Source organism: Allobaculum sp. JKK-2023 (assembly GCF_034745455.1).
Lineage (GTDB): Bacteria > Bacillota_I > Bacilli_A > Erysipelotrichales > Erysipelotrichaceae > Allobaculum.
Genome location: NZ_JAYERV010000003.1, coordinates 2,890,626 through 2,912,102, shown reverse-complemented (window position 1 = coordinate 2,912,102; position 21,477 = coordinate 2,890,626). Strand labels below are relative to the sequence as shown.

At 44.0% G+C, this 21,477-nt stretch carries 12 protein-coding genes; 7 read left to right on the top strand and 5 right to left on the bottom strand.

The window, feature by feature from the left end:
- Positions 1–438 precede the first annotated feature (438 nt).
- A complete protein-coding gene (locus tag U4956_RS11780; protein WP_323090887.1) occupies positions 439–1,860 on the top strand; it encodes a glycoside-pentoside-hexuronide (GPH):cation symporter in 1,422 nt (473 codons plus the stop codon).
- 609 nt (positions 1,861–2,469) lie between these two features.
- Here U4956_RS11780 and U4956_RS11775 read toward each other — a convergent pair.
- Positions 2,470–2,943: a hypothetical protein gene (locus tag U4956_RS11775; protein WP_323090886.1), complete on the bottom strand. Its 474-nt coding sequence runs from the start codon at positions 2,941–2,943 to the stop codon at positions 2,470–2,472.
- A gap of 984 nt (positions 2,944–3,927) precedes the next feature.
- Between U4956_RS11775 and U4956_RS11770 the strand changes: the two genes are divergently transcribed.
- The 6 genes from U4956_RS11770 (at position 3,928) to iscB (ending at position 14,618) form a co-directional block, all read left to right on the top strand.
- Positions 3,928–6,222 (top strand): glycoside hydrolase family 2 protein, encoded by a 2,295-nt coding sequence (locus U4956_RS11770; protein ID WP_323090884.1) that lies wholly within the window; start codon positions 3,928–3,930, stop codon positions 6,220–6,222.
- 284 nt (positions 6,223–6,506) lie between these two features.
- Positions 6,507–7,928, top strand: a complete 1,422-nt coding sequence (locus tag U4956_RS11765; protein WP_323090883.1) for a glycoside-pentoside-hexuronide (GPH):cation symporter — start codon at positions 6,507–6,509, stop codon at positions 7,926–7,928.
- Between the two features lie 321 nt (positions 7,929–8,249).
- Positions 8,250–9,122 carry a helix-turn-helix transcriptional regulator gene (locus U4956_RS11760; RefSeq protein WP_323090882.1) on the top strand — a complete coding sequence of 291 codons (873 nt, stop codon included), beginning with the start codon at positions 8,250–8,252 and terminating at the stop codon, positions 9,120–9,122.
- Between the two features lie 938 nt (positions 9,123–10,060).
- A complete protein-coding gene (locus tag U4956_RS11755; RefSeq protein WP_323090881.1) occupies positions 10,061–11,350 on the top strand; it encodes a helix-turn-helix transcriptional regulator in 1,290 nt (429 codons plus the stop codon).
- Between the two features lie 471 nt (positions 11,351–11,821).
- Positions 11,822–12,964, top strand: a complete 1,143-nt coding sequence (locus U4956_RS11750) for a hypothetical protein (RefSeq protein ID WP_323090880.1) — start codon at positions 11,822–11,824, stop codon at positions 12,962–12,964.
- 367 nt (positions 12,965–13,331) lie between these two features.
- Positions 13,332–14,618, top strand: a complete 1,287-nt coding sequence (gene iscB, locus U4956_RS11745; protein WP_323090879.1) for an RNA-guided endonuclease IscB — start codon at positions 13,332–13,334, stop codon at positions 14,616–14,618.
- 1,466 nt (positions 14,619–16,084) lie between these two features.
- On the opposite strand, the gene U4956_RS11740 is transcribed toward iscB, so the two are convergent.
- From U4956_RS11740 to uxuA, 4 genes are all read right to left on the bottom strand, one after another.
- Positions 16,085–17,122, bottom strand: coding sequence for a sugar kinase (locus U4956_RS11740; RefSeq protein WP_323090878.1), 1,038 nt, complete (start codon positions 17,120–17,122; stop codon positions 16,085–16,087).
- Entirely contained in the window at positions 17,115–17,759 is a 645-nt protein-coding gene (locus U4956_RS11735) for a bifunctional 4-hydroxy-2-oxoglutarate aldolase/2-dehydro-3-deoxy-phosphogluconate aldolase (RefSeq protein ID WP_323090877.1), read from the bottom strand. The genes U4956_RS11740 and U4956_RS11735 overlap by 8 nt, the downstream gene beginning before the upstream one ends.
- Positions 17,760–17,776: 17 nt before the next feature.
- Entirely contained in the window at positions 17,777–19,393 is a 1,617-nt protein-coding gene (locus U4956_RS11730; RefSeq protein WP_323090876.1) for a mannitol dehydrogenase family protein, read from the bottom strand.
- Positions 19,394–20,114: 721 nt separating this feature from the next.
- The gene (uxuA, locus tag U4956_RS11725; RefSeq protein WP_323090875.1) at positions 20,115–21,215 is read right to left on the bottom strand and encodes a mannonate dehydratase; all 1,101 of its coding nucleotides are present in this window, start codon (positions 21,213–21,215) and stop codon (positions 20,115–20,117) included.
- Between the last annotated feature and the right edge of the window lie 262 nt (positions 21,216–21,477).

Below are 21,477 nucleotides of genomic sequence, written 5' to 3'. Positions count from 1 at the left end.
ATGAGAAAACAGATCTGTCAGGTAAATTTTCTGCTTTGCGGGCGGACTCTTCCTTTTCTGAAAGATCCTTCTGGACTTGTTTGCTGTCTTTGAAGCGCCAGGCGTGAAGAATTTACTTTCGAATAGCAGGCTGCCCTCAGCAGCACCTGCACAATTCTCTGCATCCTGAACTTAAAAAAAATCGAAGTGACTGGATTTTCTGGAATTCGACCGTTCGAATGTATTTCTGAAAAGAGAAAAGATGTGAATGGAATGAGAACTGCAGAACGCTCATTCCTGATAGAAATAGCCGTCTTCGGACAGCTGTTGAATTGTTCTGCGTGTGTACTTATACAATTTCGACCCTGCCTTTGCTGCAAGTGTCGATCCATTGCTCTTTGCAGTTTCAAATGAGCGTTGTACAACCAACCAAGAATTGTTATTGAGAGGAATAAACAAATGTCGAATAAAAATGAATATAAGACAGAAGTTGTTTTAAAGCCTTTCGGCCTGAAAGATAAACTGGGCTATATGTTCGGTGACTTTGGTAACGACTTCTTCTTCATTATGGCAAGCTCCTTCCTGACAGTTTTCTATACAAACGTATTGGGAATTCCAGGTGCTCTTGTCGGAACTCTGTTCCTTGTGGCTCGATGCGTCGACGCCTTCACCGATATTGGTATGGGCCGTATTGTTGACCGTGCGGTCGCTCACGCAGATGGACGTTACCGTGTGTGGATCAAGCGAATGATGATCCCCGTTGTATGTTCCGGCGTTCTGCTGTTCGTACCATGGGTAGCAAACCTGCCGATGACCATCCGCATTGTTTACGTGTTCGTCACCTATATTTTATGGGGTTCTTTCATGTATACGTCTATCAATATCCCTTACGGATCGATGGCTTCTGTAATCACTGATGACCCTGTTCACAGATCTGCTCTGTCTACCTTCCGTTCTTTAGGCGCTGCTTTTGCCGGTGTCATCGTTGGTTCTTTAACCCCACAGATCATCTACGTCAAAGATGCGGCTGGTCAGAACGTTATGGATGGCACACGTGTCTTTATGGTTGCCTGTGTCTTTGCGGTTCTCGCTCTGATCTGCTACTACCTGTGCTACAGCTGGTCTACTGAACGAATTGTCATTGAAACAACCAACCAGAAAAAACAGACTGCTGGAGAACTGATTTCTTCCCTGTTTACAAACCGCGCTCTGGTCAGCTTCATCGTCGCTGCGATTTTGCTGCTGCTGTCCATGCTGTTAACCCAGTCCATGAATATGTACCTCTATCAGGACTACTTCAATAACATCAACGCCATGTCTATTGCCGGTCTGCTTGGTACTGGATGCACCCTCATTCTGGCTCCATTTGCTGGCACGATCACAAAACGTTTCGGTAAAAAAGAAGCTTCTGCGTTTGCTTTACTGGTTGCTGGTGCTGTTTATGGCCTGATGTTCTTCTTAAAGATTAAAAACGCCTGGATCTATCTTTGCTTCTTAGTTGTTGCAAACATGGGTTCCGGTCTGTTCAACCTGATGTGCTGGGCATTCATCTCTGATATCATTGACTACCAGACATTAAAAACTGGTTCTTCCGATGGTGGTACGGTATATGGTGTTTACTCCTTCGCCCGTAAACTGGGTCAGGCTCTTGCCGGTGGTCTTGGCGGTTTCGCTCTGACTTGGATCGGTTACCAATCTTCTGTGGCTGGCCAGGTCGTTACTCAGACTCAGGCAACTCTGGATGGTATCTACGGCATCACAACTGGTGTTCCAGCCGTTGGTTACATCCTGATCGCTCTGATCATGATCTTCTGGTATCCACTGTCCAAGAAGAAAATTGATGAAATGCAGGCAGAACTGAAAAAGAGAAACGAAAAGTAATCTCTGATCTGCACTACCCAATTTTGAATCAAACTTTCAAATGAGGCTTCGGCCTCATTTTTTTGTGTTTGCGCACCCTCTCCCCTCTATAAAAACAATTGACAATCTTCCTGGACAATCAAACGCACCAAACTCGCCAGTGACAGACAATGAGCTGGCCATCTGGATTGATCCATGAAAGGATCATAGTTTTTACACCATACCTTAAGGATTATTACTCTATGTTCGGGAAACACCGACTTCAAAATTTCTGCTTTCAGACCAGTCAGAAACTGGCTGACTGTATTCAGAGAAGAAAATCAGCACTTACAGATCAGAACAATTCATCCAAACATAATTTTTTGTACAAAAGCGACGAAAAGTGCAGCTACTGACAAAATCAGGGGCGGGAGAAACACTTAGGCTTCTCTCACCCCTTTTTTATAGGTTTGACGCACTTTCTGTTAAAATCCGTAAATAGCTTTCCCGCATATTCGGATACTGCTCCAGAGAGTCAAGATACTTTTTGAGTTCGCGTAAATCCATTTTTTCATCGCTAAAAATGTAGCGATCGACCAGAGTTTGGAGAATACTGGCTGTTTGCTCGCCCTTTGCATATAGAAGAAGCTGTTAAAATCCGTTAAAAAACTGCTGGTATTCTGGCTTCGTCATTCTATTGACTGTCGTCTGACCATTTCTTTGTCCGACCATCATCTGCTTCTCAAATTCCGTGCATTCTTTGTCCCACTTCTCGAGATCAAAGCCCGATGAACCGACATCCGACTTCGCCATTGGAATTTTGTTTTCCATGGCTGGCGAATCGATCTGTGAAGGCTGAGTGCTTTTTTCTGATCGGAAGCCATCATCAACCGGTATGGTCTGGTTCATTTCTTTGTTAACTGCCAGATCTGCTTCAGGGTCATCATAAAATGGATTCCCCAATATCTCCAGTTCTGACATAATCTTCCTGACGACCGCATCGGGTCCCTGTTCTTTGTAAATCCGGGCAAGTTCAGTATCTGAATGGAGCTGCTCATTCAAAAACTTCAGAGCTTCCATGAATGTCTTTTCGTCCGGATAAAACTTCTTTTGATTATTTGCCATAATTATTCATTCTCCGTTTCTTATGATTGGTTCAATCGCAAAATTCTCTTTCTTCCTTGATCTTACTTTAATTTTTTCCATCCAGACCGATTTCACAATTCAGGGACTCAAACAAAATAAGAATTTTGCTTCATTGAACGCAGCAATTTTCTTGAGATCCTTTCCACGCCTGTTTACCATGAAGATTTGAGTCCATATCAGGGCAAGAAATGCCAATACAGACCAGCCTCGATCTCCCTGCAGCTGCATTCACTTTCCTTCATCATCTTTTTGAATCTCATCTCGCTTTTTGAATCTAAGCTTTTCCCAATCACACCTTTTCTCCTTCGTGCAACCGTTTTCAGTCATTTTTCCATTTTCCGTCTGTAAAAATGTAAATCTAGCTGTACATTTTTATCAAAATGCATTCTGTGATCTAAGCCGATCTATCTTTCTATTTGCCTTCTTACCGCGATTCATCGCGGCTTCTGACGGCTTGAACAGTTCTAAAATCCGATTTTAACAAGTTGTAAAATTACATACACCAAATCATTCCCGTTTTGTTCATTTAAGGCTGGTTTATTTCATCGTTTGAATGGCTCTAAAACGATTACAGATTGAATCACCTCAAGATATGCAATCAGTTCTGAAGTTTGTGCAACCTTGAAAATTGGATTCTGTTCTGAATCCCCTCCAGAGCAACTCTCCCAATCTCCCTTATTTTCCCACAGATCGGGTAATTCTGATAGAGGATGTGGGAGACTGTGGAATATGGCGGTTTGTGATTTATCAAAATTTTAACAAAGCACAAAAAACGCAATCTTTCAAGCAATTCTGGCAATCGTTAGCAAGCGTTTTCAACGGTATCATCACAGGGTAAGTTTTCAGAGCGAAATCAGATTCTGAAACACATGATCAAATTCGATGACATCATCGGCGACATCAGCTGTAAGCCTTCACTTTCACTGATCGTCAGCCGCGATGATCCAAAAGAAAGGAACCCACATGAGAGAAACATTTAATTTCAACGATGGATGGCAGTTCTCCCAGGTAAAACCTGAAAACTACTCTGTCGCTCCTGAAGCTTCTGTTGTTGTTGATCTGCCTCACACCTGGAATAAATTCGATGGCCAGGATGGTGGTGCAGACTACGCCCGCGAAACCTTCTACTACACAAAAGAACTTCCTGCTTTCGAAAGAAAAGCCGACTCCCGTGTTTATCTTGAATTCGAAGGAGCCAACTCGGCAGCCAACGTCTATGTCAATGGTAAACTCGCTGGTCGTCACGAAGGCGGCTACTCTACTTTCCGTTTCGACATCACAGATCTGCTCAATACAGGTTTTGGCGAAGCTAACGTAATCGTAGCCGAAGTTGACAACTCTACCAATCACATCTACCCCCAGACAGCTGACTTCACCTTCTACGGTGGTCTTTACCGCAATGTGAACCTGCTGGTTGTCGAACCAAGCCACTTCGACCTGGATTTCTACGGTGGAAATGGAATCGCAATCGATACCAACATTCACGGCAGCGATGCGGATGTAAACGTGAAAGCTTACATCACCAATCCAAAGGAAATCAGCCGTCTGGAAGTTAAAGTTCTGGATGCTGACGGAAACGTTGTGGCACAAACAACCGTTCCTGCTCAAGAAGAAAATACACTGACCCTGACCATTGAAAATGTACATCTCTGGAACGGTGTCAAAGATCCTTATCTGTACACCGTTGAATGCTCTCTGTTAGAAAACAACGAGACCGTTGATGAAGTTTCTATTCGCATTGGCGTTCGTGAATTCTATGTTGATCCTCAGAAAGGTTTCTTCCTCAATGGTGTTCTGACTCCATTGCGCGGTGTTTCCCGCCACCAGGACCGTCTGGGCAAAGGGAACGCTCTGGATTTCGAAGACCATCTTGAAGATGCCCGTCTGATCAAAGAACTCGGTGCCAACACCATCCGTCTTGCTCACTACCAGCATGCTCAGGATTTCTATGATCTGTGCGATGAGCTCGGTTTTGTTCTCTGGGCTGAAATCCCAATGATTTCTGCAATGATTGCTGGCCCAGAAGCCGAAGAAAACGCAAAAGAACAGATGAAAGAACTCATCGTTCAGAACTATAACCACCCATCGATCGTAACCTGGGGAATTTCCAACGAAATCACCATCGCTGGTGAATCCGATGAACTGCTCCGTCAGTTAAACGGTCTCAACGATCTTGTTCATGAAATGGACAAAACTCGTTTGACCACCATGGCTCAGGTTTCCATGCTGCCAAAAACTTCTCCGCACAACCAGCTGACAGACATTCTCTCCTATAACCATTACTTTGGCTGGTATGGCGGCGAATTCACTGGTAACGAAGCATGGGTTGATAAATTCCATGAAGAATATCCTGACCGTGCTCTTGGTCTTTCTGAATACGGATGCGAAGGCATTATCACTTACCATGGTGACAATCCTCACCGTGGTGACTATTCCGAAGAGTATCAGGCTGCCTACCATGAACACATGGCCAGAATCATCGACGAACGTCCTTGGTTATGGGCAACTCATGTATGGAACATGTTTGACTTCGGTGTAGATACCCGTGATGAAGGCGGCGTAAAAGGCCGTAATAACAAGGGGCTGGTCACTTTCGACCGCAAAACCAAAAAAGATGCGTTCTACATCTACCAGGCTTACTGGACAGATCAGCCAGTTCTGCACATCACGTCCAAACGTTTCAGAAAACGTGCGACCGATACCATTGAAATCAAGGTATACACAAACCTCGAAGGCGAAGTAGCCCTGATGAAAGATGGTGCAGTGATCGCAGCTTTACCCGCTCAAAAAGTAGTTGTCTTCAAAGATGTTGCTTTAACAGAGGGTGAAAACAAGTTCACTGTCAAAGCCGGAAACATGACGGATGAAGTCATCTTCGAAAAAGTTGACCAGCCAGAAGAAAGCTACATCTTTGTAGATCCAGATGGCGGTGCTGTAACCAACTGGTTTGACACCCTGGATCTGGATGAAGTAGAAACTGTTACTGAAATCAACCCAGACTTCTATTCCCTGGAGGATACGATCGACACTCTGCTTGATAACGAAGCATCCACTGAAATTCTTGCCAATGGACTGAGTTCCCTGTCCAACATGCCTATGAAGGTCACAATGCTCAAAATGTTTGGCACCAAGAAAGTGACTGATCTGTTAGCAATGATGGGCGGTTTTAGTGGAGAAGTCATTACTCCTGAAAAACAGGCTTTGATTGACAAGAAGGTCAATTACATGAATGCAGAGCTTCAGAAAGTTAAGAAGTAATCTATTCGTGATTCAGTAATCACCAGGTAATTCGTTTTATCGCAATTTCTTTGCAATGCTATCCGCTTCGGGTACTCACTCCCTCAGCCTCTGGATAGTCATTGCAGACCACAGACAGCTGCTCTTTTTTGAGCAGCTTGTTTATGGCCTTATCTAGTGTTTTTTAAAGCTACGCTAATGTATTTAAGCACTATAAATTCTGTTGCGTCCTGCCTGGTTTCAGGCTGGATTCCAACGAAACCAAAAATAAAAAGAAAGAAAATTATCGATTGAGGAGAAAACTAATGTCTAAAACAAACACACAGGCAGGGGTTGTTCATAAGCCTTTCGGAATGAAAGATAAACTGGGCTACATGTTCGGTGACTTTGGAAACGACTTCTTCTTTATTATGGCCAGTTCCTTTCTGACCATCTTCTACACCAACGTTCTGGGAATTCCTGGGGCAATCGTTGGTACCCTGTTCCTTGCATCCCGTTGTGTGGATGCCTTTACCGATGTCGGCATGGGCCGTATCGTTGACCGGGCTGCTGCCCATGCGGATGGCCGTTATCGCGTCTGGATTAAACGAATGATGATCCCGGTTGTATGCTCCGGCGTACTGTTATTCGTTCCCTGGATTGCTCATCTGCCAATGGCTGCCCGAATTGTTTATGTATTCGTTACATACATTCTGTGGGGTTCTTTCATGTATACCTCCATCAACATCCCTTATGGATCGATGGCTTCTGTAATCACGGATGACCCTGTTCACCGTGCTTCCCTGTCCACCTTCCGCTCTTTAGGTGCGGCTTTTGCCGGTACTCTTGTTGGATCTTTAACTCCACAGATTATCTATATCAAAGATGCTGCCGGTCAGAGCGTGATGGATGGCGGCCGTGTATTCCTGGTTGCCTGCATCTTCGCTGTCCTGGCTTTAATCTGCTATACCTTATGCTACAAATGGTCTCACGAACGAATTGAAATTGACCGTTCTTCACAGAAACAGCAGTCTACTGGTGAACTGGTGAAATCCCTGTTCACAAACCGTGCTCTGCTCAGCTACGTTGTCGCTGCCATCCTGCTGCTACTTTCTTCCATGCTGGCAGGATCCATGAACATGTACCTGTACCAGGATTACTTCAATAACATTAATGCCATGTCTCTGGCTGGTCTGATGATGACTGGATGCACTCTGATTCTGGCTCCATTTGCGGGTACGATCACAAAACGTTTCGGTAAAAAAGAAGCTGCTTCCTGTGGCTTACTGTTCTCTTCGGTGGTGTATGGCCTGCTCTTCATCCTGAAGATTAAAAATGCTTATGCTTTCCTTGCCCTCTTACTGCTGGCCAACCTTGGTTCTGGTATGACGAATCTGATGGGATGGGCATTCATCTCCGACATCATTGACTACCAGACTTTAAAAACTGGTTCTTCCGATGGCGGTACCGTATACGGTGTTTACTCTTTCGCACGTAAACTGGGTCAGGCATTTGCTGGTGGTCTTGGTGGTTTTGCTCTGACATGGATCGGTTACCAGTCTTCTGTTGGTGGTGCTGCAGTGACTCAGTCCCTGGAAACAGTGAACGGAATTTATGCGATCTCCACTGGTGTTCCAGCTGTCTGCTACCTGCTCGTCGCTCTGATTCTGATTTTCTGGTACCCACTGTCCAAGAAAAACCTGGCTGCTATGCAGGACGAACTGAAAAAACGCAGCGCTGCTGTTTAAAATTCATCAAAGTCAGATTCCAGACAATTGATCTGAATCAATTGTCCAGAATCTGCCTGCCCTTCAAATTGAATATCACTTGAAAAGCGAGGCTTCGGCCTCGCTTTTTTATATGCTGCAATTTCCAGTGTTCGTCATTTTCACCACTCTCGACGCCAAACATCTCAATCGAATCTTCAACCTTATACATTTGGACTCATTGCGTTCTAAAAGAAATGCAGGATTGTAATTTCATCCCTGTAAGAGAAACAACTGCCGGAAAATTCAAATTTCTGTGCTCCACATGAATTTTTACTTTGCATTTTTTGCTATGATAGGAACGTGAAAGAAAAACTTATCAGTCCCTTCTCGTCTGGCAATCAGACGATGGAATATCCGGACTTTGAACTCCATTATTATCAAGATGACGCTCCTCAGCGCGTTGAACCTCACCGTCATACTGGCTATGAGATTCTCTTTTTTCTGGAAGGTAACGTGGTCTACAATCACGATAACCAGAAGACCATTCTCAAGCCCAATGATATCGTTGTCATCAAACCCAACACCCCGCACTCTCTGAGTCCGATTGATAATGACATTCCCTACAGACGGTTTACCTGGTGGATCAGTAAAGAAAGGATGGATCAGCTTACTTCGATCGACTCCACCTTTAACTATATGTTCACGCACATGGGCAGTTCAGCCATCTTCCATGTCAGCACCATTGATTTTCTGATGCTGCAATCCAAGCTGATTCGTATTCTGGAAAACTTTTACCGCAAAGCCTTTGGGTCAGCCCTGCAGTCACAGATCGATGCGGCCGATCTGCTTTTGTATCTGAATCAATTGGTTCATGCCCAGCTTGAATCCGTACCGGCTTCTCAGGAAACCAGCCTCTATGAAAACCTGACCAACCATGTCCTGGCTCATCTCGATGAAGATCTGTCGCTGGATGATCTTGCCAACAAGTTCTTTGTTTCCAAGTACTACATCTCTCATCTGTTTAAAGCCAACATGGGCATTTCCTTGCACCAGTATGTTATCAAAAAGCGGCTGGAAGTAGCCAGAACCCTGATGCTCACTGGAACAGATATTACAGAAGCAAGTTCACAGGCTGGTTTTAACAACTACTCCAACTTCTATCGGGCATTTATGAAGGAGTATGGGACTTCCCCCAAAAACTACCTGGAACAAAACAAAATTATCCAGCAGTAAAAACAGTCCGAATCACCAAATGCAGTTCTGACTTTGGTCCTTCATTTCCTTTTCATGGTGGACGAGCGGCTTCTCGTCCACCATGCTTCATTTTTAAATAAATAAAAATCAATTGGTTTTCTAATTGAATGAATCGGCTTTCTCTTTGATTTCGTCTTTGTGCCTTGCCACAATTCGCTTTTATAAGAGAAAGCCATTTTTTGGCTGCTCATGACCAATGACCAGATCAAAGCATCCGCCAGTCATCCTGGATGAAGAAGCCAAAAAATTATATAAAAGCTGTTTCCTGCTTTCTGAAATGGCTGGATACGTCTTTTTGCAAAGAGAAATGCATTTTGTTTTTGAAATCTTTTTTATTTGTAAAATATTCGTACAATAAGTAGATGAGACTATTTCTTGGCAAAAAAAAAGATGCTGACCGTCTTCTGTGACAGCCAGCATCAGAGGATACTGAACCCAAAAAGAGTCGATTGATCATGCGCTTCGCCATAAAACTTCGAAATCTTTCTAGATGAGCGGTTAAAATTCTATGCAGATGTTGCGTCGCGCCTGTTAAACTGACCAGCGCACCCTGTCAACCCCCGATGTCAATAGATGCTGCCCAATGATGGCTGCCTTATTGATATCTGGGATTCGTTTGTCATAGGGTCAGTCATCGCTTGAATTTGGTCCTTGCTTTCCTTCTGCCAGTTTCCAGCAATAATCATACGTGTCATGAATTTCGCAATATTTTGGTTCTATATCGATTGCGCCAACCGCTGCAATTGTCAGAAGTAAACTGATGACGACAGAGAAAATTCGTTTCATAAACAATACATTGATCTTTATTTTCTTTATATGTCTCCTTTTCCAATTTGATTTTAAGTCCTCTCTTACTTAATTTCCATGGCTGAAGGGACATTTGAAAATTTCTGTTTCTAATGCAGGAGGGATTTGATTTGGACTCAGCAAAAAACAGCTTACGTGGATGTCTGATCAGGTGGATTCGAACCCAGCATCGGCTCAGTCTGGATAATCTGGCACGGGATACCGGAATGAATACGAGTATCCTCTGCGATATGGAACTGGGCAGGCGCGGGATTTCCGACAAGAATATCCAGTCAATTCTAAAATCCGTCAACGTTGACTTTACCCTGGTTGATGATTGGAGTGTTTCATCCCTGATTGAAACCATTCAACTCTATTTTAAAAATTTTTACTATATGAATTTTAGCCTTAATATTGCGATTGAAGAACAGTACAAGAAATTGAGCAGCGAAAACTATGGATGCCTGGATGACCGTTGTTTTTATCTGCTTCTGCTGGGATGTTTTATTACTGTCAGCTATGAATCAGTCGTTTCAAGAACTGGATGGGAAGATCCAGAACTGGACACCAAACTCCAGCTGCTCCAAACTGTAGATTCACATTTTCCTGCTCCTCTGGATTCCATTTCAAAACTGGTCTGCCTCCTGCATGCCGTTGAGCAATGCGATTTTAAAAAAGCTCATTCTTTGATCAGGCAGATTCAGACTGACTATTCAGATCCATTGAGTTCTCAGGTCACAAACCTTGTAAAATATCTGGATTTGAAACTGGCAAATTTAGAAGGCGATCCATCCAGAGCCTACCGGCTGATCCCGCTGATACGGAACGATCTGGCCAGAGATAAGAATTATCGGCGAATGTTTAATCTCGATAAGGCAGAAGCAGTCTATCTGATGACAATCGGAAATTATACCCAGGCCGAGCAGAATCTGCGCAATCTGCAGGCTGGCCTTAAAAGTCTTCATCTGACTATTCACCGATATTCCATTCTTGATAATCGGATCTGGTGTACTCTGGTCACTCGTCGTTATGAGGAATGTCTGGATCTTATTGAACAATGTGAATCGGAATATTCTGTTCCTTCGTCAAGCAACACAGTTTTCAAAGCCTATTGTCAATATCGGCTGGATCGAGAGGCGGATCACAAACTCCAGGAAGAAGAACTTCTGGCCTTCCGGAAACAGTGCACCGAGGATAAAACTGCCCAGAAAATTGTGGATGTCCTCTTTGAACTTGTAAAAGGCCGGAAGAAGACTTTTTTCAGCAAATGCTTTTCCTTTATTAACCAGTTGATCCGCCAGCAAAACTATCCGCTGGCAGAGTTTTTTATTCAGGCCGGATTTGATGAAGCCGAAAGTCAGAATCAGTTTGAAATTATGTACCAGTTCAAAAAGCTTCATCAGACAGTTGAGGGAAAATAACGCTCAATCTTTTGAATAGATTCTGGTTTTGGAAGTAAAGGTTTCATACTCTTCCTGTGCTCGAGCTTTTTCTGTCCCGGCTCGCTTTTTCTGTCCGGGCAGTCTTTCACTCTACGCTTGATTTTCTTTAAGCTTTGGGCAGCCGTCCCAGCCACTTGATCGAGCGCCAGAATTGTCTTGAATTGTCCCATTCCATTGTTGTTTCGGCCCGCTGATTCATTCAGCCGGCTGATTGTTTTATCTTGTTAAACCTTCTGTTTCTGGTCTGCTCAAGACATCGTTGAAACAGAAACCGAATAATTAAGGTGGTGATCGAAATTGGATCCGACAAAAAACAGACTACGAGGCTGTCTGATCAGACAGTTACGAACTGACCGAGGCCTGAGTCTTGAGAATATGGCCAGGGTTCTGAACACAAATGCGAGTATTCTCTGTGATATGGAACTTGGGAAACGACGAATTTCAGATGAGATGATCCAGAATATTTTAAAACAGCTAAATGCTGACTTTGTGCTGGTGAATGATGAAGCAGTCGTGTCTTTATCAAAAACCATTCAAATGTATTTTCAAAACCATTACTATATGGATTTTGTTTCGAATCTTCCCATTGAAGAGGAGTATCGAACCCTTGTCAACAAGAATTCAGACAGCTTTGATGATGGTAGCTTCTATGGAGTATTGCTTGGATGTTTCATTGCGATCAGCCATGAAACATCTGGAAATTCGGACTGGAACGATCCAGATCTGGACCATAAACTGGAACTGCTCGCTGCTGTAGATGAGTATTTCCCAACACCCTTGAATTCCATTTCAAAACTGATTCGTCTTCATCACGCACTCTACCTCCGGGACCTCAAACTTGCAGGTTCTCTGATCAGACAGATGCAGACGGATTACTCAGATCCTGTCAATTCGCAGGTCATTACGTTGGTGAAATATCTGGATTTGAAACTGGCCAATGAACAATATGATACCTCCCGTGCCTACCAGCTGATTCCCATTATCCGCAGTGAACTGATCAAAGATAAAAACTATCGGCGCTTATTCAATCTCGATCAATTAGAAGCCATCTATTTTATGCTGACGGGAAACTACATGCAGGCCGAAAAAAGTCTGAGCGATCTGCAGACTTCCCTTCTCAGTATTGATCCGACAATTGAGCAGGAGAGAATCCTTGAAAATCGAATCTGGTGCGCGCTGATGACGCGGCGATTTGAAGAATGCCTGGATCTGATCGCGCAGCGCGAAGCAATTTGTCCTGTTGATCCGGAAAGTAATGCAATCTTTAGACCCTATTGCCAATATCGGCTGAATCCAGAAGCAGATCACAAGCATGAGGAAGAAGAACTTCTTGCCTTGCGAAAGATCTGCGCCCGGGATAATAAAAACTCTCAAAAGGGGATCGATGTGCTTCTTGAACTGGTCAAAGGTCGCAAGAAAACCTTTTTCAGTAAGTGTCTCTCCTTTATCAATCAGCTTTTCCGCCAGCAGCACTACCAGGTGGCTGACTTCTTTATTCAGGCTGGATTTGATGAGGCGGAAAGGCAGAATCTTTATGACGTCATGTATCAGTTCGAGAAGCTGCATCAGGCGATTGATAGTATTTCTTCCTGAGTCCATTCTCCAAAGCCTTGGCTGCTTCAGGGCCATTCTGGATATCTGGATATCTGGCAATGTTTGGCACTCACTGACCCCATGGCAAGCCATGGGGGTTGAAATACACCCCTGTTGCTTGACAGGACAGCTTCGGCTGTTGTCTGTGAGTAGCCTTGGTGAATATTGTCTTCGGACGATACGAACTCCGTTGTTTATGTCATCACACCTTTAAGATGTCGTTCTAGTCTTAAGCTCTGTGGCTCTGCTTTAAAAGTCTGTTCGGGGTAACAGGCGGTGAGTTTGAGCGTAAAAAGCATTTACAACATTGGCGAAGGACACCTTACAGTCTTCGGGCTGGTTTATTTACAGAAAGGAGGCATCTGTAATGCCGGAAGCTTTGACCTATGTTCTGGACATTGACGGCAATCCGTTGATGCCGACCAGACGATGCGGAAAAGTCCGCAGGCTCTTAAAAACAAAGAAAGCTAAAGTCGTAAAGAGAACTCCTTTTACCATTCAGCTTTTATATGAACCTGATACTCATGTGGTTCAGCAGATCACATTAGGCGTCGATGCAGGATCTAAACATATTGGATTGTCTGCATGTACAGACGCAAAAGAACTCTATGCAGAAGATGCAAAGTTGAGAACCGATGTATCCAAAAATCTGACCGCAAGAAGAGAGACGAGAAGAACAAGAAGAAACCGCAAGACAAGATATCGAAAGCCAAGGTTTAACCACCGGGTGCATTCAAAACACAAAGGATGGCTGGCGCCTTCTGTGGAGCAAAAGATTACATGCCATTTAAATGTCATCCGGAAAGTGACAAAGATTCTGCCGGTCTCAAAGATCGTGATCGAGGCAGCCTCTTTTGATACACAGAAACTGAAAGCACAGCTTGCAGGGCAAAAACTTCCTGAAGGCAAAGATTACCAGAATGGCGAAATGAAAGACTGGCTCAACGTCAGAGACTATGTACTGTCTAGGGATGGATATACTTGCCAGTGCTGCAAAGGAGAATCCAAAGATAAGGAACTGCAGGTCCATCACATTCACCAAAGAAAAGATGGCGGCAGCAACCGTCCGGAAAATCTGGTTACGCTCTGCAAACACTGCCATCAGGAATACCATAAAGGGAATATCAAACTTCCAGATAAGATTCTTAAGCCGGCTTCATTTGCAGATGCGGCTTTTATGGGGATCATGCGAAAGACTCTGCTGGAAAGAGCGCAGACAGCATTTGCTCCCATTCCTGTAGAAGAAACATTCGGATATCTGACCAAAGCAGAACGTCTTGGGCATGGTCTTCCCAAAGAACACTACGTTGATGCCAGATGCATTGCAGGCCATCCAGAAGCAAGACCCGCTCAAACCGTCTTTTTTAGCAGGAAAGTGCGATGTCATAATCGACAGATTCATAAATTCAATCCTTCTAAAGGCGGCGTCAGAAAACTGAATCAGTCCGCAAAGGTCATTATGGGATTTCAGCTGTTCGATAAGATCAGATACCAGAAAACAGAGTGTTTTATCTTTGGAAAACGAACATCAGGCAGATTCGATATCAGGATGCTTGATGGAACCAAGATATCTGCTTCTGTATCCTGGAAGAAATTAAAAAGACTTGAGTCATCAAATGGATGGCTTATTGATAAGCAAAAAGCTGCATTGTAAATATCGAACAGCAGATGCTTGGCGGCAATTCCTCCCCACAGCAGGCTATGGGGAGGAATTGCCGCATTAGATGACTGTAAAGCGGATCAAGGATCCTGCTCTTCTCACCTTTGTGGACATTCTGGATTCTCTTTGACTCTTTTTAATCTTCAAGCTGATCTGGCTAATCAAGGCAGGAATGATGAGCAAAAAAAAGACGTACCTGTCCATTTATCGAAAGAAATAAACAGTACGTCTTATGGAACCGGCATCTATAAGACAATCATCCATTTATGGAGACTGACTTATAAATGTCTTGTTCATAGAATAAGCAACAGTACCCCATCCAAATTGCTATGCAGTTTGGGTGGGGTCATTGACGAAAATCAAAGGAAGCAGAATCCGCCTGCAGACTTTATCCAGCAGTCTGCGCGTAGAATAAGGATTCATGCCGTTGCGACGTTCTGACTTGATCAGGGGGTATTGATCTGCAACAGGTAAAATTCAGAAACGATTCAACCACAATCCTTCGTTCGCATTGATTTTCTACAAAAAGGGAGTGACTGATCAGAGTACAAGATCTAGAAAGGAAGATCTGTTTTTGAACTGGAGCGCGCCCTGAAGCTGAGTTGCACTGAAAAGCACACAGCAGACTTCTCGTTATTTGCCTGCTGATACAAAAACACTTGGCCGGCCAGTCTGGATGCTGCCGTGGGTGGAAGTGCAGCGATATCTGTCAGACAGAAGTGTTTTCTAATCTTCGCGCAAAGATCATCAACCATTCAGGGATTAGAGTGATGGCTCGAAAATTCGTAGTTCTGACCAGTTTTTTTCTTGGAAAACCGAAGAGAGCAAAAAGATCAAAGATCTGTTTGGGAAACGAAAAGAAGCCGCAAGTCTTTCAGATTTGCTCCGGTCTTTAGAATCAGATCAAACAGATCTCATCAAAAATGGCGCAGATTAAATCTGATTCGCCATTTTTTCTTGTTTCAGGCCAACATCATCATCTTCTGTGGATTTAACAGGCGAACTTTTTGGACCAAAGGCTCAGACTGGAGAAGATTCAATCTGTATTCAATCTGTATTCAATCTTCATTCCGTGTCTCCCTGTTAAAAATAACGTAGGCAGGATAATTTTTATCGGACTTGCGATGATTAAATTATAAGGAATGATTCCATTTCGAAAAAGAGCCAAATATTTGCATATATTTTGGTTCTCAAAAAGAAATGATAGTCTTGGATTCCGCCTTTCCACTCAAAAAACTAAATCAGGATTCATATTTTATTTTTCGATTAATCTATTCAAGCAAAGATAAAAAAAGCTCACCAATCACAATTTCTTGCAATTGGTGAGCTTATCATCGTTCTGAATCCATGAATTTCGAAGCCTGCAGGCGGCATTCGAACCAGCCAGGACCAAGATCAGATCAGGCAAATCAAAAGGAGGCGATCCTGTCTGCATTCAGAACAAGATGAATCAATGAAACCTAGCGCTGAACGCGTCCGGAAGCGTCGCCGCCAGCCAGTTTTTCAACTTCAGCTTCGCTGACGAGGTTGTAGTCGCCTTCGATGGAGTGTTTCAGAGCAGAAGCAGCGACAGCATATTCAATCGCTTTCTGATCATCATACCCCTTTAACAGAGCATGGATCAGACCGCCGCCGAAGGAGTCACCGCCACCTACACGGTCAACGATATTCAGGTCATACTTCTTGGAGAAGACTGGAGTTTCAGTCTTGCCATCGTATAACATAGCAGACCACAGGTTGCGGTTAGCGTTGATGGACTCACGCAGAGTGATTGCAACTTTGTCAAAACCGAACTGGTCTTTCAGTTTTTTAGCAACATCGATATAACCTTCGTGGTTCAGTTCACCGCTTGTGATATCTGTATTCGCAGCTTCGATGCCAAATACGTCTTTTGCATCTTCTTCGTTCGCAATGCAGACATCCACGTATTTGCAGATTTCGGACATTGCTTTGCGAGCTTCTTCTTTACTCCACAGTTTGTTACGGTAGTTCAGGTCGATAGAGACAGGTACACCGTGTTCTTTCGCTTTTTTAACAGCTTCCAGAGTGATTTCGGCCATTTCTGGGCTTACAGCTGGAGTGATTCCTGTTGTGTGGAACCATTTTGCATCTTCAAAGATTTCATCCCAGTTGTAATCTTCTTTAGAAGATTTAGCGAAAGCAGAGTCAGCGCGGTCGTAGATGACTTTACTTGGGCGCTGGGAAGCACCTTTTTCCAGGAAGTAGATACCAACACGGTCACCGCCGCGAGTGATATCATCAACGTTTACACCATACTTGCGTAAAGAGTTAACAGCTGCCTGGCCAATTTCATGTTCTGGCAGTTTTGTTACGAAGTGAGCATCATGACCATAATTGGCCAGAGATACTGCTACGTTTGCTTCGCCGCCGCCGTAGGTTGCGCCCAGTTTATCAGCCTGAACGAAACGATAGTATCCTTCAGGCGCAAGGCGAAGCATCAGTTCGCCAAATGTAACAACTTTATCTTTCTTAGCCATTCTTACGTACCTCATCTCTTTTAGCTGCTGCTTTGCGGCAGAGTTCTTCAATTTTGTCGAATTCTCCGTTTGTGATCATATCTTTTTTAACCATCCAGCTTCCGCCGATGCAAAGAATGACATCATCCTTCAGGTAGTCTTCCATGTTCTTTTCGGAGATTCCGCCTGTAGGCATGAACTTCATCATGTTGTAGGGGGCAGCGATCGCTTTGATCGTCTTCAGGCCGCCGTAAGGTTCAGCCGGGAAGAACTTTACAACATTCAGTCCTAATCTATAGCAAGCCTGAACATCAGCTGGGGTAGCGCATCCAGGGGTTACAGGAATTCCTTTTTCAATGCAGTATTCTGTTACTTCTTTATCGAAGCCTGGGCTTACGATGAACTGAGCACCAGCTTCGATTGCATCATCAACCATAGCAGGAGTCAGAACAGTTCCGGCACCAACTAACAGTTCAGGGCATTCTTTGCGCATCGCAGCGATAGACTCTTTAGCTGCTGCAGTTCTGAATGTAACTTCAGCAGCTGGCAGGCCGCCATTGACAAGAGCTTTACCAAGAGGTACAGCATCTTTGGCATCGTCCAGGACAACGACTGGGATAATCCCAATTTCTTCAAATCGTTTTAAAACTTCGTTCATTTGTCTGAATACCTTCCTTATTTCTGGTTTGCAGCTTTAGCAGCTTCAACTTCTTCGTGGATAGTCTCGGCTACAGCACCCTTCTTGGCGATCATGCGGTTAAAGAGGGATACAATACGGTCTGCAAGACCCAGTTCATATAAATCGACACCGTAAATCTTCTGGTTGGAAAGAATTGGTCTTAATTTTTCTTCAGTGACCTGGTCACCAAGTTTGATGTCCGCAACAACTGGACGAACTTCATCCAGTAATGGGTCAGCCGAAACTTCGAATTCATTTCCATTGTCATCAATACCCATGATGTAGCGGATCCATCCTGCCTGAACCATTGGAATCAGGGACAGTTTGCCAAGGTCGAGACCTTCAGCAACGTAGGATTTGATGGTTTCACCGAAACGTACAGACAGTTTCTGGCTGGTATCCGTAGCGATACGCTGTGGGCTGTCTGGCATGAATGGGTTGCCGAAACGAACGTTGATTACAGTGTCAATGAAATCTTTTGGATCGAGGATTCCAGGGTTAACAACAACTGGCAGACCTTCGTCGTAACCAATGATCTTGATCATATCGACGAGATCTGGGTTTTCCATTTCCTTGGAGATCAGCTTGTAGTCGAGCAGGCATCCAAATACAGCCAGGGATGTATGTAATGGATTCAGGCAGGTCGTCACTTTCATTTTTTCGACTTTGTTTACAGTTTCGCGGTCAGTGAAAATGACACCAGCGTCTTCAAGATTTGGACGACCGTTAGGGAATTTGTCTTCGATAACGAGGTATTCGGTTTCTTCAGCGTTAACAAATGGAGCCACGAAGCTTCCTCTTGGCGTTTTGATTGGGTCAAGATCTTCCAGTCCATCTGCAGCTAAGAGTTCTTCAACTGTTGTGTCAGGACGAGGAGTAATTTTATCAATCATTGTCCATGGGAACGTAACTTTTTCTTCGTTTGTTACATATTCGCGGAAAGCTGGTTCAACGATTCCGTTTTTAACCCAGTTATCCACGTAAGTCATCATGGCATCTTTCAGCTTCTGGCCGTTGTGGGAGCAGTTATCCATGGAAACCATAGCGATTGGTGCACCATTCTTTTTGAAACGGTCATACAGCAGAGCAGTCACTTTACCCAGGTAGCTTTCTGCTTTTTCAGGAGCGCGGGTGAAGTCAGCAGCTACAGCAGGCAGATATTCGCCAGCAGCGTTTGTTAAGGCATATCCTTTTTCAGTGATGGTGAAACTGGCCATCTGTAAGGATGGGTTCGTGAAGATGTTGATAATGGATTCATCCGTTGGATCCAGGAAAACAACTTCAGCAATAGAACCGATTACAGTCTTATCGATGCTTCCATCAGATTTTAAAGTTGCCAGCAGTGCATAGTCATCGTGAGCGCGGGAGGCGTCGATGATGCCTTTATCAAAGCCTTCAACAGCGATAATTCCTTTGTTGATCTTGCCGTTGTTGAGCAGAGTGTTCATCAGGTTAGCCTGATAAGCTTTGAACAGGTTACCAGCACCGAAGTGAATCCATACTGGAGCTTCTTTGGTGGCAACGATCATTTCTTCACGGTTGTATTCAGGTACGGAGTAGCCTTTGGAAGTCCAGGCAGCTCTGTCCTTTAAGCCTTCGTTAGATAATTTCATTTTGTCTACCTTCTTTTTCTGGTTTCTTTCAATCCTGATTTCATCTCGATGAAGAATAGAACAGACCGTCTTCCAGACCAGCCTGTGCATAACTGGTCTATGGACTGCTGCTCTTGCTTCGAGAGAAAGCATACAGATTTTTCTGCATTTCTGCATCGTCAAAATTTTAGATTGAATGCCCATTTCAGGGGAATTTCCCGATTTCATTTTCTCAAACCAGCCCACAAATCTGCTCACAGATTGCAATCAGAAACCCGCTGTTTTGCCTCTATGACGGCACAAGCAGATCACTGCCTATCCATTGGGCAACGAGTTATGAACACAGCTCTGGATTTCCCACAAAAGGCGGGCAGCCGTCGATCTTCCCATCCCGATCTGGAGAATAGATGATCTGGAGAATAGATATAGAGATTAGAGACAGACTGGTCGAAAAATGATTCCGAGATTGTTTTTGTTGTTTGTGTTGTTTTTACTTTTTCTTTCTTATTGCAAAAACGAAACTCCATCCACCTTTAGATGAAGCAAAGCGATCGGACCGGGCATGAACCCAGGCACCCGATCGCCCGCTTGCTGAGTCTGCATTTCTGCAAATCAGAAAAATGAATGTTTTGGGGGAGATGAAACGGACCGCTTTTACTCGATGGATCTGGATTTACAATTCCAGAACTCTGTCCAGAAAAGTAGTCATCCGATTTCATTGGGGGATTTTCAAAAGCCAGAACTAAGCGTTTGCTTCTTCTTTCGCTTTTGCTTTTTCTTCTTTTTCGATTGCTTCCCACAGACCTTCGAGGTAAGTAGCGCCCAGTGCACGGTCATACAGACCATAACCTGGCATACCAACTTCGCCCCAGATCATACGGCCGTGGTCAGGACGGATTGGGCCATCGAAATTGATGTCATGAAGAGCCTTCATAATTTCATACATATCGAATGTTCCACACTGAGAAACGTGTGGTGCTTCTTCGAAATCCAGTGGTGCAAAGGAATTGAACTTCAGGTTTCTTACATGTGCGAAGTGAATACGTCCTGGTAAGGAACGAATCATATCTGGCAGGTCGTTTTTGATGTTTGTTCCATAAGAGCCGGCGCAGAATGTTACACCGTTGTGTTTGTTGTCAACTGCATTCATCAGACGGTGGATTTTTTCTTTGCTGGTGATGATCCGTGGCAGACCGAACACTGGCCAAGCTGGATCATCTGGGTGAATAGCCATGTTGATGTCATACTTTTCGCAGACTGGCATAATGCGATTGAGGAAGTAAACGAGGTTGTCAAACAGTTTTTCTTCATCTACATCTTTGTACATTTCGAACAGATCTTTGATCTTTTCCATACGTTCTGGTTCCCAGCCTGGCATTACAGTGCCATTCATATCACCAGCGATCGAATCGAACATTTTTTCTGGGTTCATCGAGTCAATTGTTTCCTGGTTGTAAGCCAGAGCTGTCGAACCATCTGGCAGAACACGTGCCAGTTCAGTACGAGTCCAGTCGAAAACAGGCATGAAGTTGTAGCATACCAGGTGGATGTCTTCTTTACCGAGGTTTTCGAGTGTTTCGATGTAAGCATCAATATATTTGTCACGGTCAGCCGCACCAGTTTTGATGGCGTCGTGTACGTTTACAGATTCAATACCGGACAGATTCAGTCCAGCGTCTTCTACAGTTTTTTTCAGGTCATGGATCTCTTCCTGAGTCCATACTTCGCCTGGCATTTTGTCATACAGAGTTGTGATAACTCCAGTTACACCAGGGATCTGACGGATATCCTGGAGAGTGATTTTGTCATGTCCAGGTCCGTACCAACGTAATGTCATTTCCATATGTGATTTGCCCTCCTGTTGATACATTAAGAATATCAGAACAATCCGCGAAAGATGATATTATTATTTGCGATCATCATTGCATTTTTTGTTATGATGAAAGAGTTTTCATCCATTCGCTTTCCTGTACTCCTTCTTCATCATTGTGCATCGGTCTGCGGCTGCCTTCCTGAACGATTTCCCCCATAATCCGCTTTTTTCTTTATATATTTAGAAGGCTTTCGCCCTTTTTCAGGCAGAATTACTTTCTATATTTATACAG

What these genes read in the sequence shown, in the direction of transcription:
- U4956_RS11775 (WP_323090886.1), bottom strand. Translation starts at nt 2,943, where the DNA reads ATGGCAAATAATCAAAAGAAGTTTTATCCGGACGAAAAGACATTCATG.
- U4956_RS11765 (WP_323090883.1), top strand. Translation starts at nt 6,507, where the DNA reads ATGTCTAAAACAAACACACAGGCAGGGGTTGTTCATAAGCCTTTCGGA.
- U4956_RS11730 (WP_323090876.1), bottom strand. Translation starts at nt 19,393, where the DNA reads ATGAAATTATCTAACGAAGGCTTAAAGGACAGAGCTGCCTGGACTTCC.
- iscB (WP_323090879.1), top strand. Translation starts at nt 13,332, where the DNA reads ATGCCGGAAGCTTTGACCTATGTTCTGGACATTGACGGCAATCCGTTG.
- U4956_RS11770 (WP_323090884.1), top strand. Translation starts at nt 3,928, where the DNA reads ATGAGAGAAACATTTAATTTCAACGATGGATGGCAGTTCTCCCAGGTA.
- uxuA (WP_323090875.1), bottom strand. Translation starts at nt 21,215, where the DNA reads ATGGAAATGACATTACGTTGGTACGGACCTGGACATGACAAAATCACT.
- U4956_RS11740 (WP_323090878.1), bottom strand. Translation starts at nt 17,122, where the DNA reads ATGGCTAAGAAAGATAAAGTTGTTACATTTGGCGAACTGATGCTTCGC.
- U4956_RS11750 (WP_323090880.1), top strand. Translation starts at nt 11,822, where the DNA reads ATGATCCAGAATATTTTAAAACAGCTAAATGCTGACTTTGTGCTGGTG.
- U4956_RS11735 (WP_323090877.1), bottom strand. Translation starts at nt 17,759, where the DNA reads ATGAACGAAGTTTTAAAACGATTTGAAGAAATTGGGATTATCCCAGTC.
- U4956_RS11780 (WP_323090887.1), top strand. Translation starts at nt 439, where the DNA reads ATGTCGAATAAAAATGAATATAAGACAGAAGTTGTTTTAAAGCCTTTC.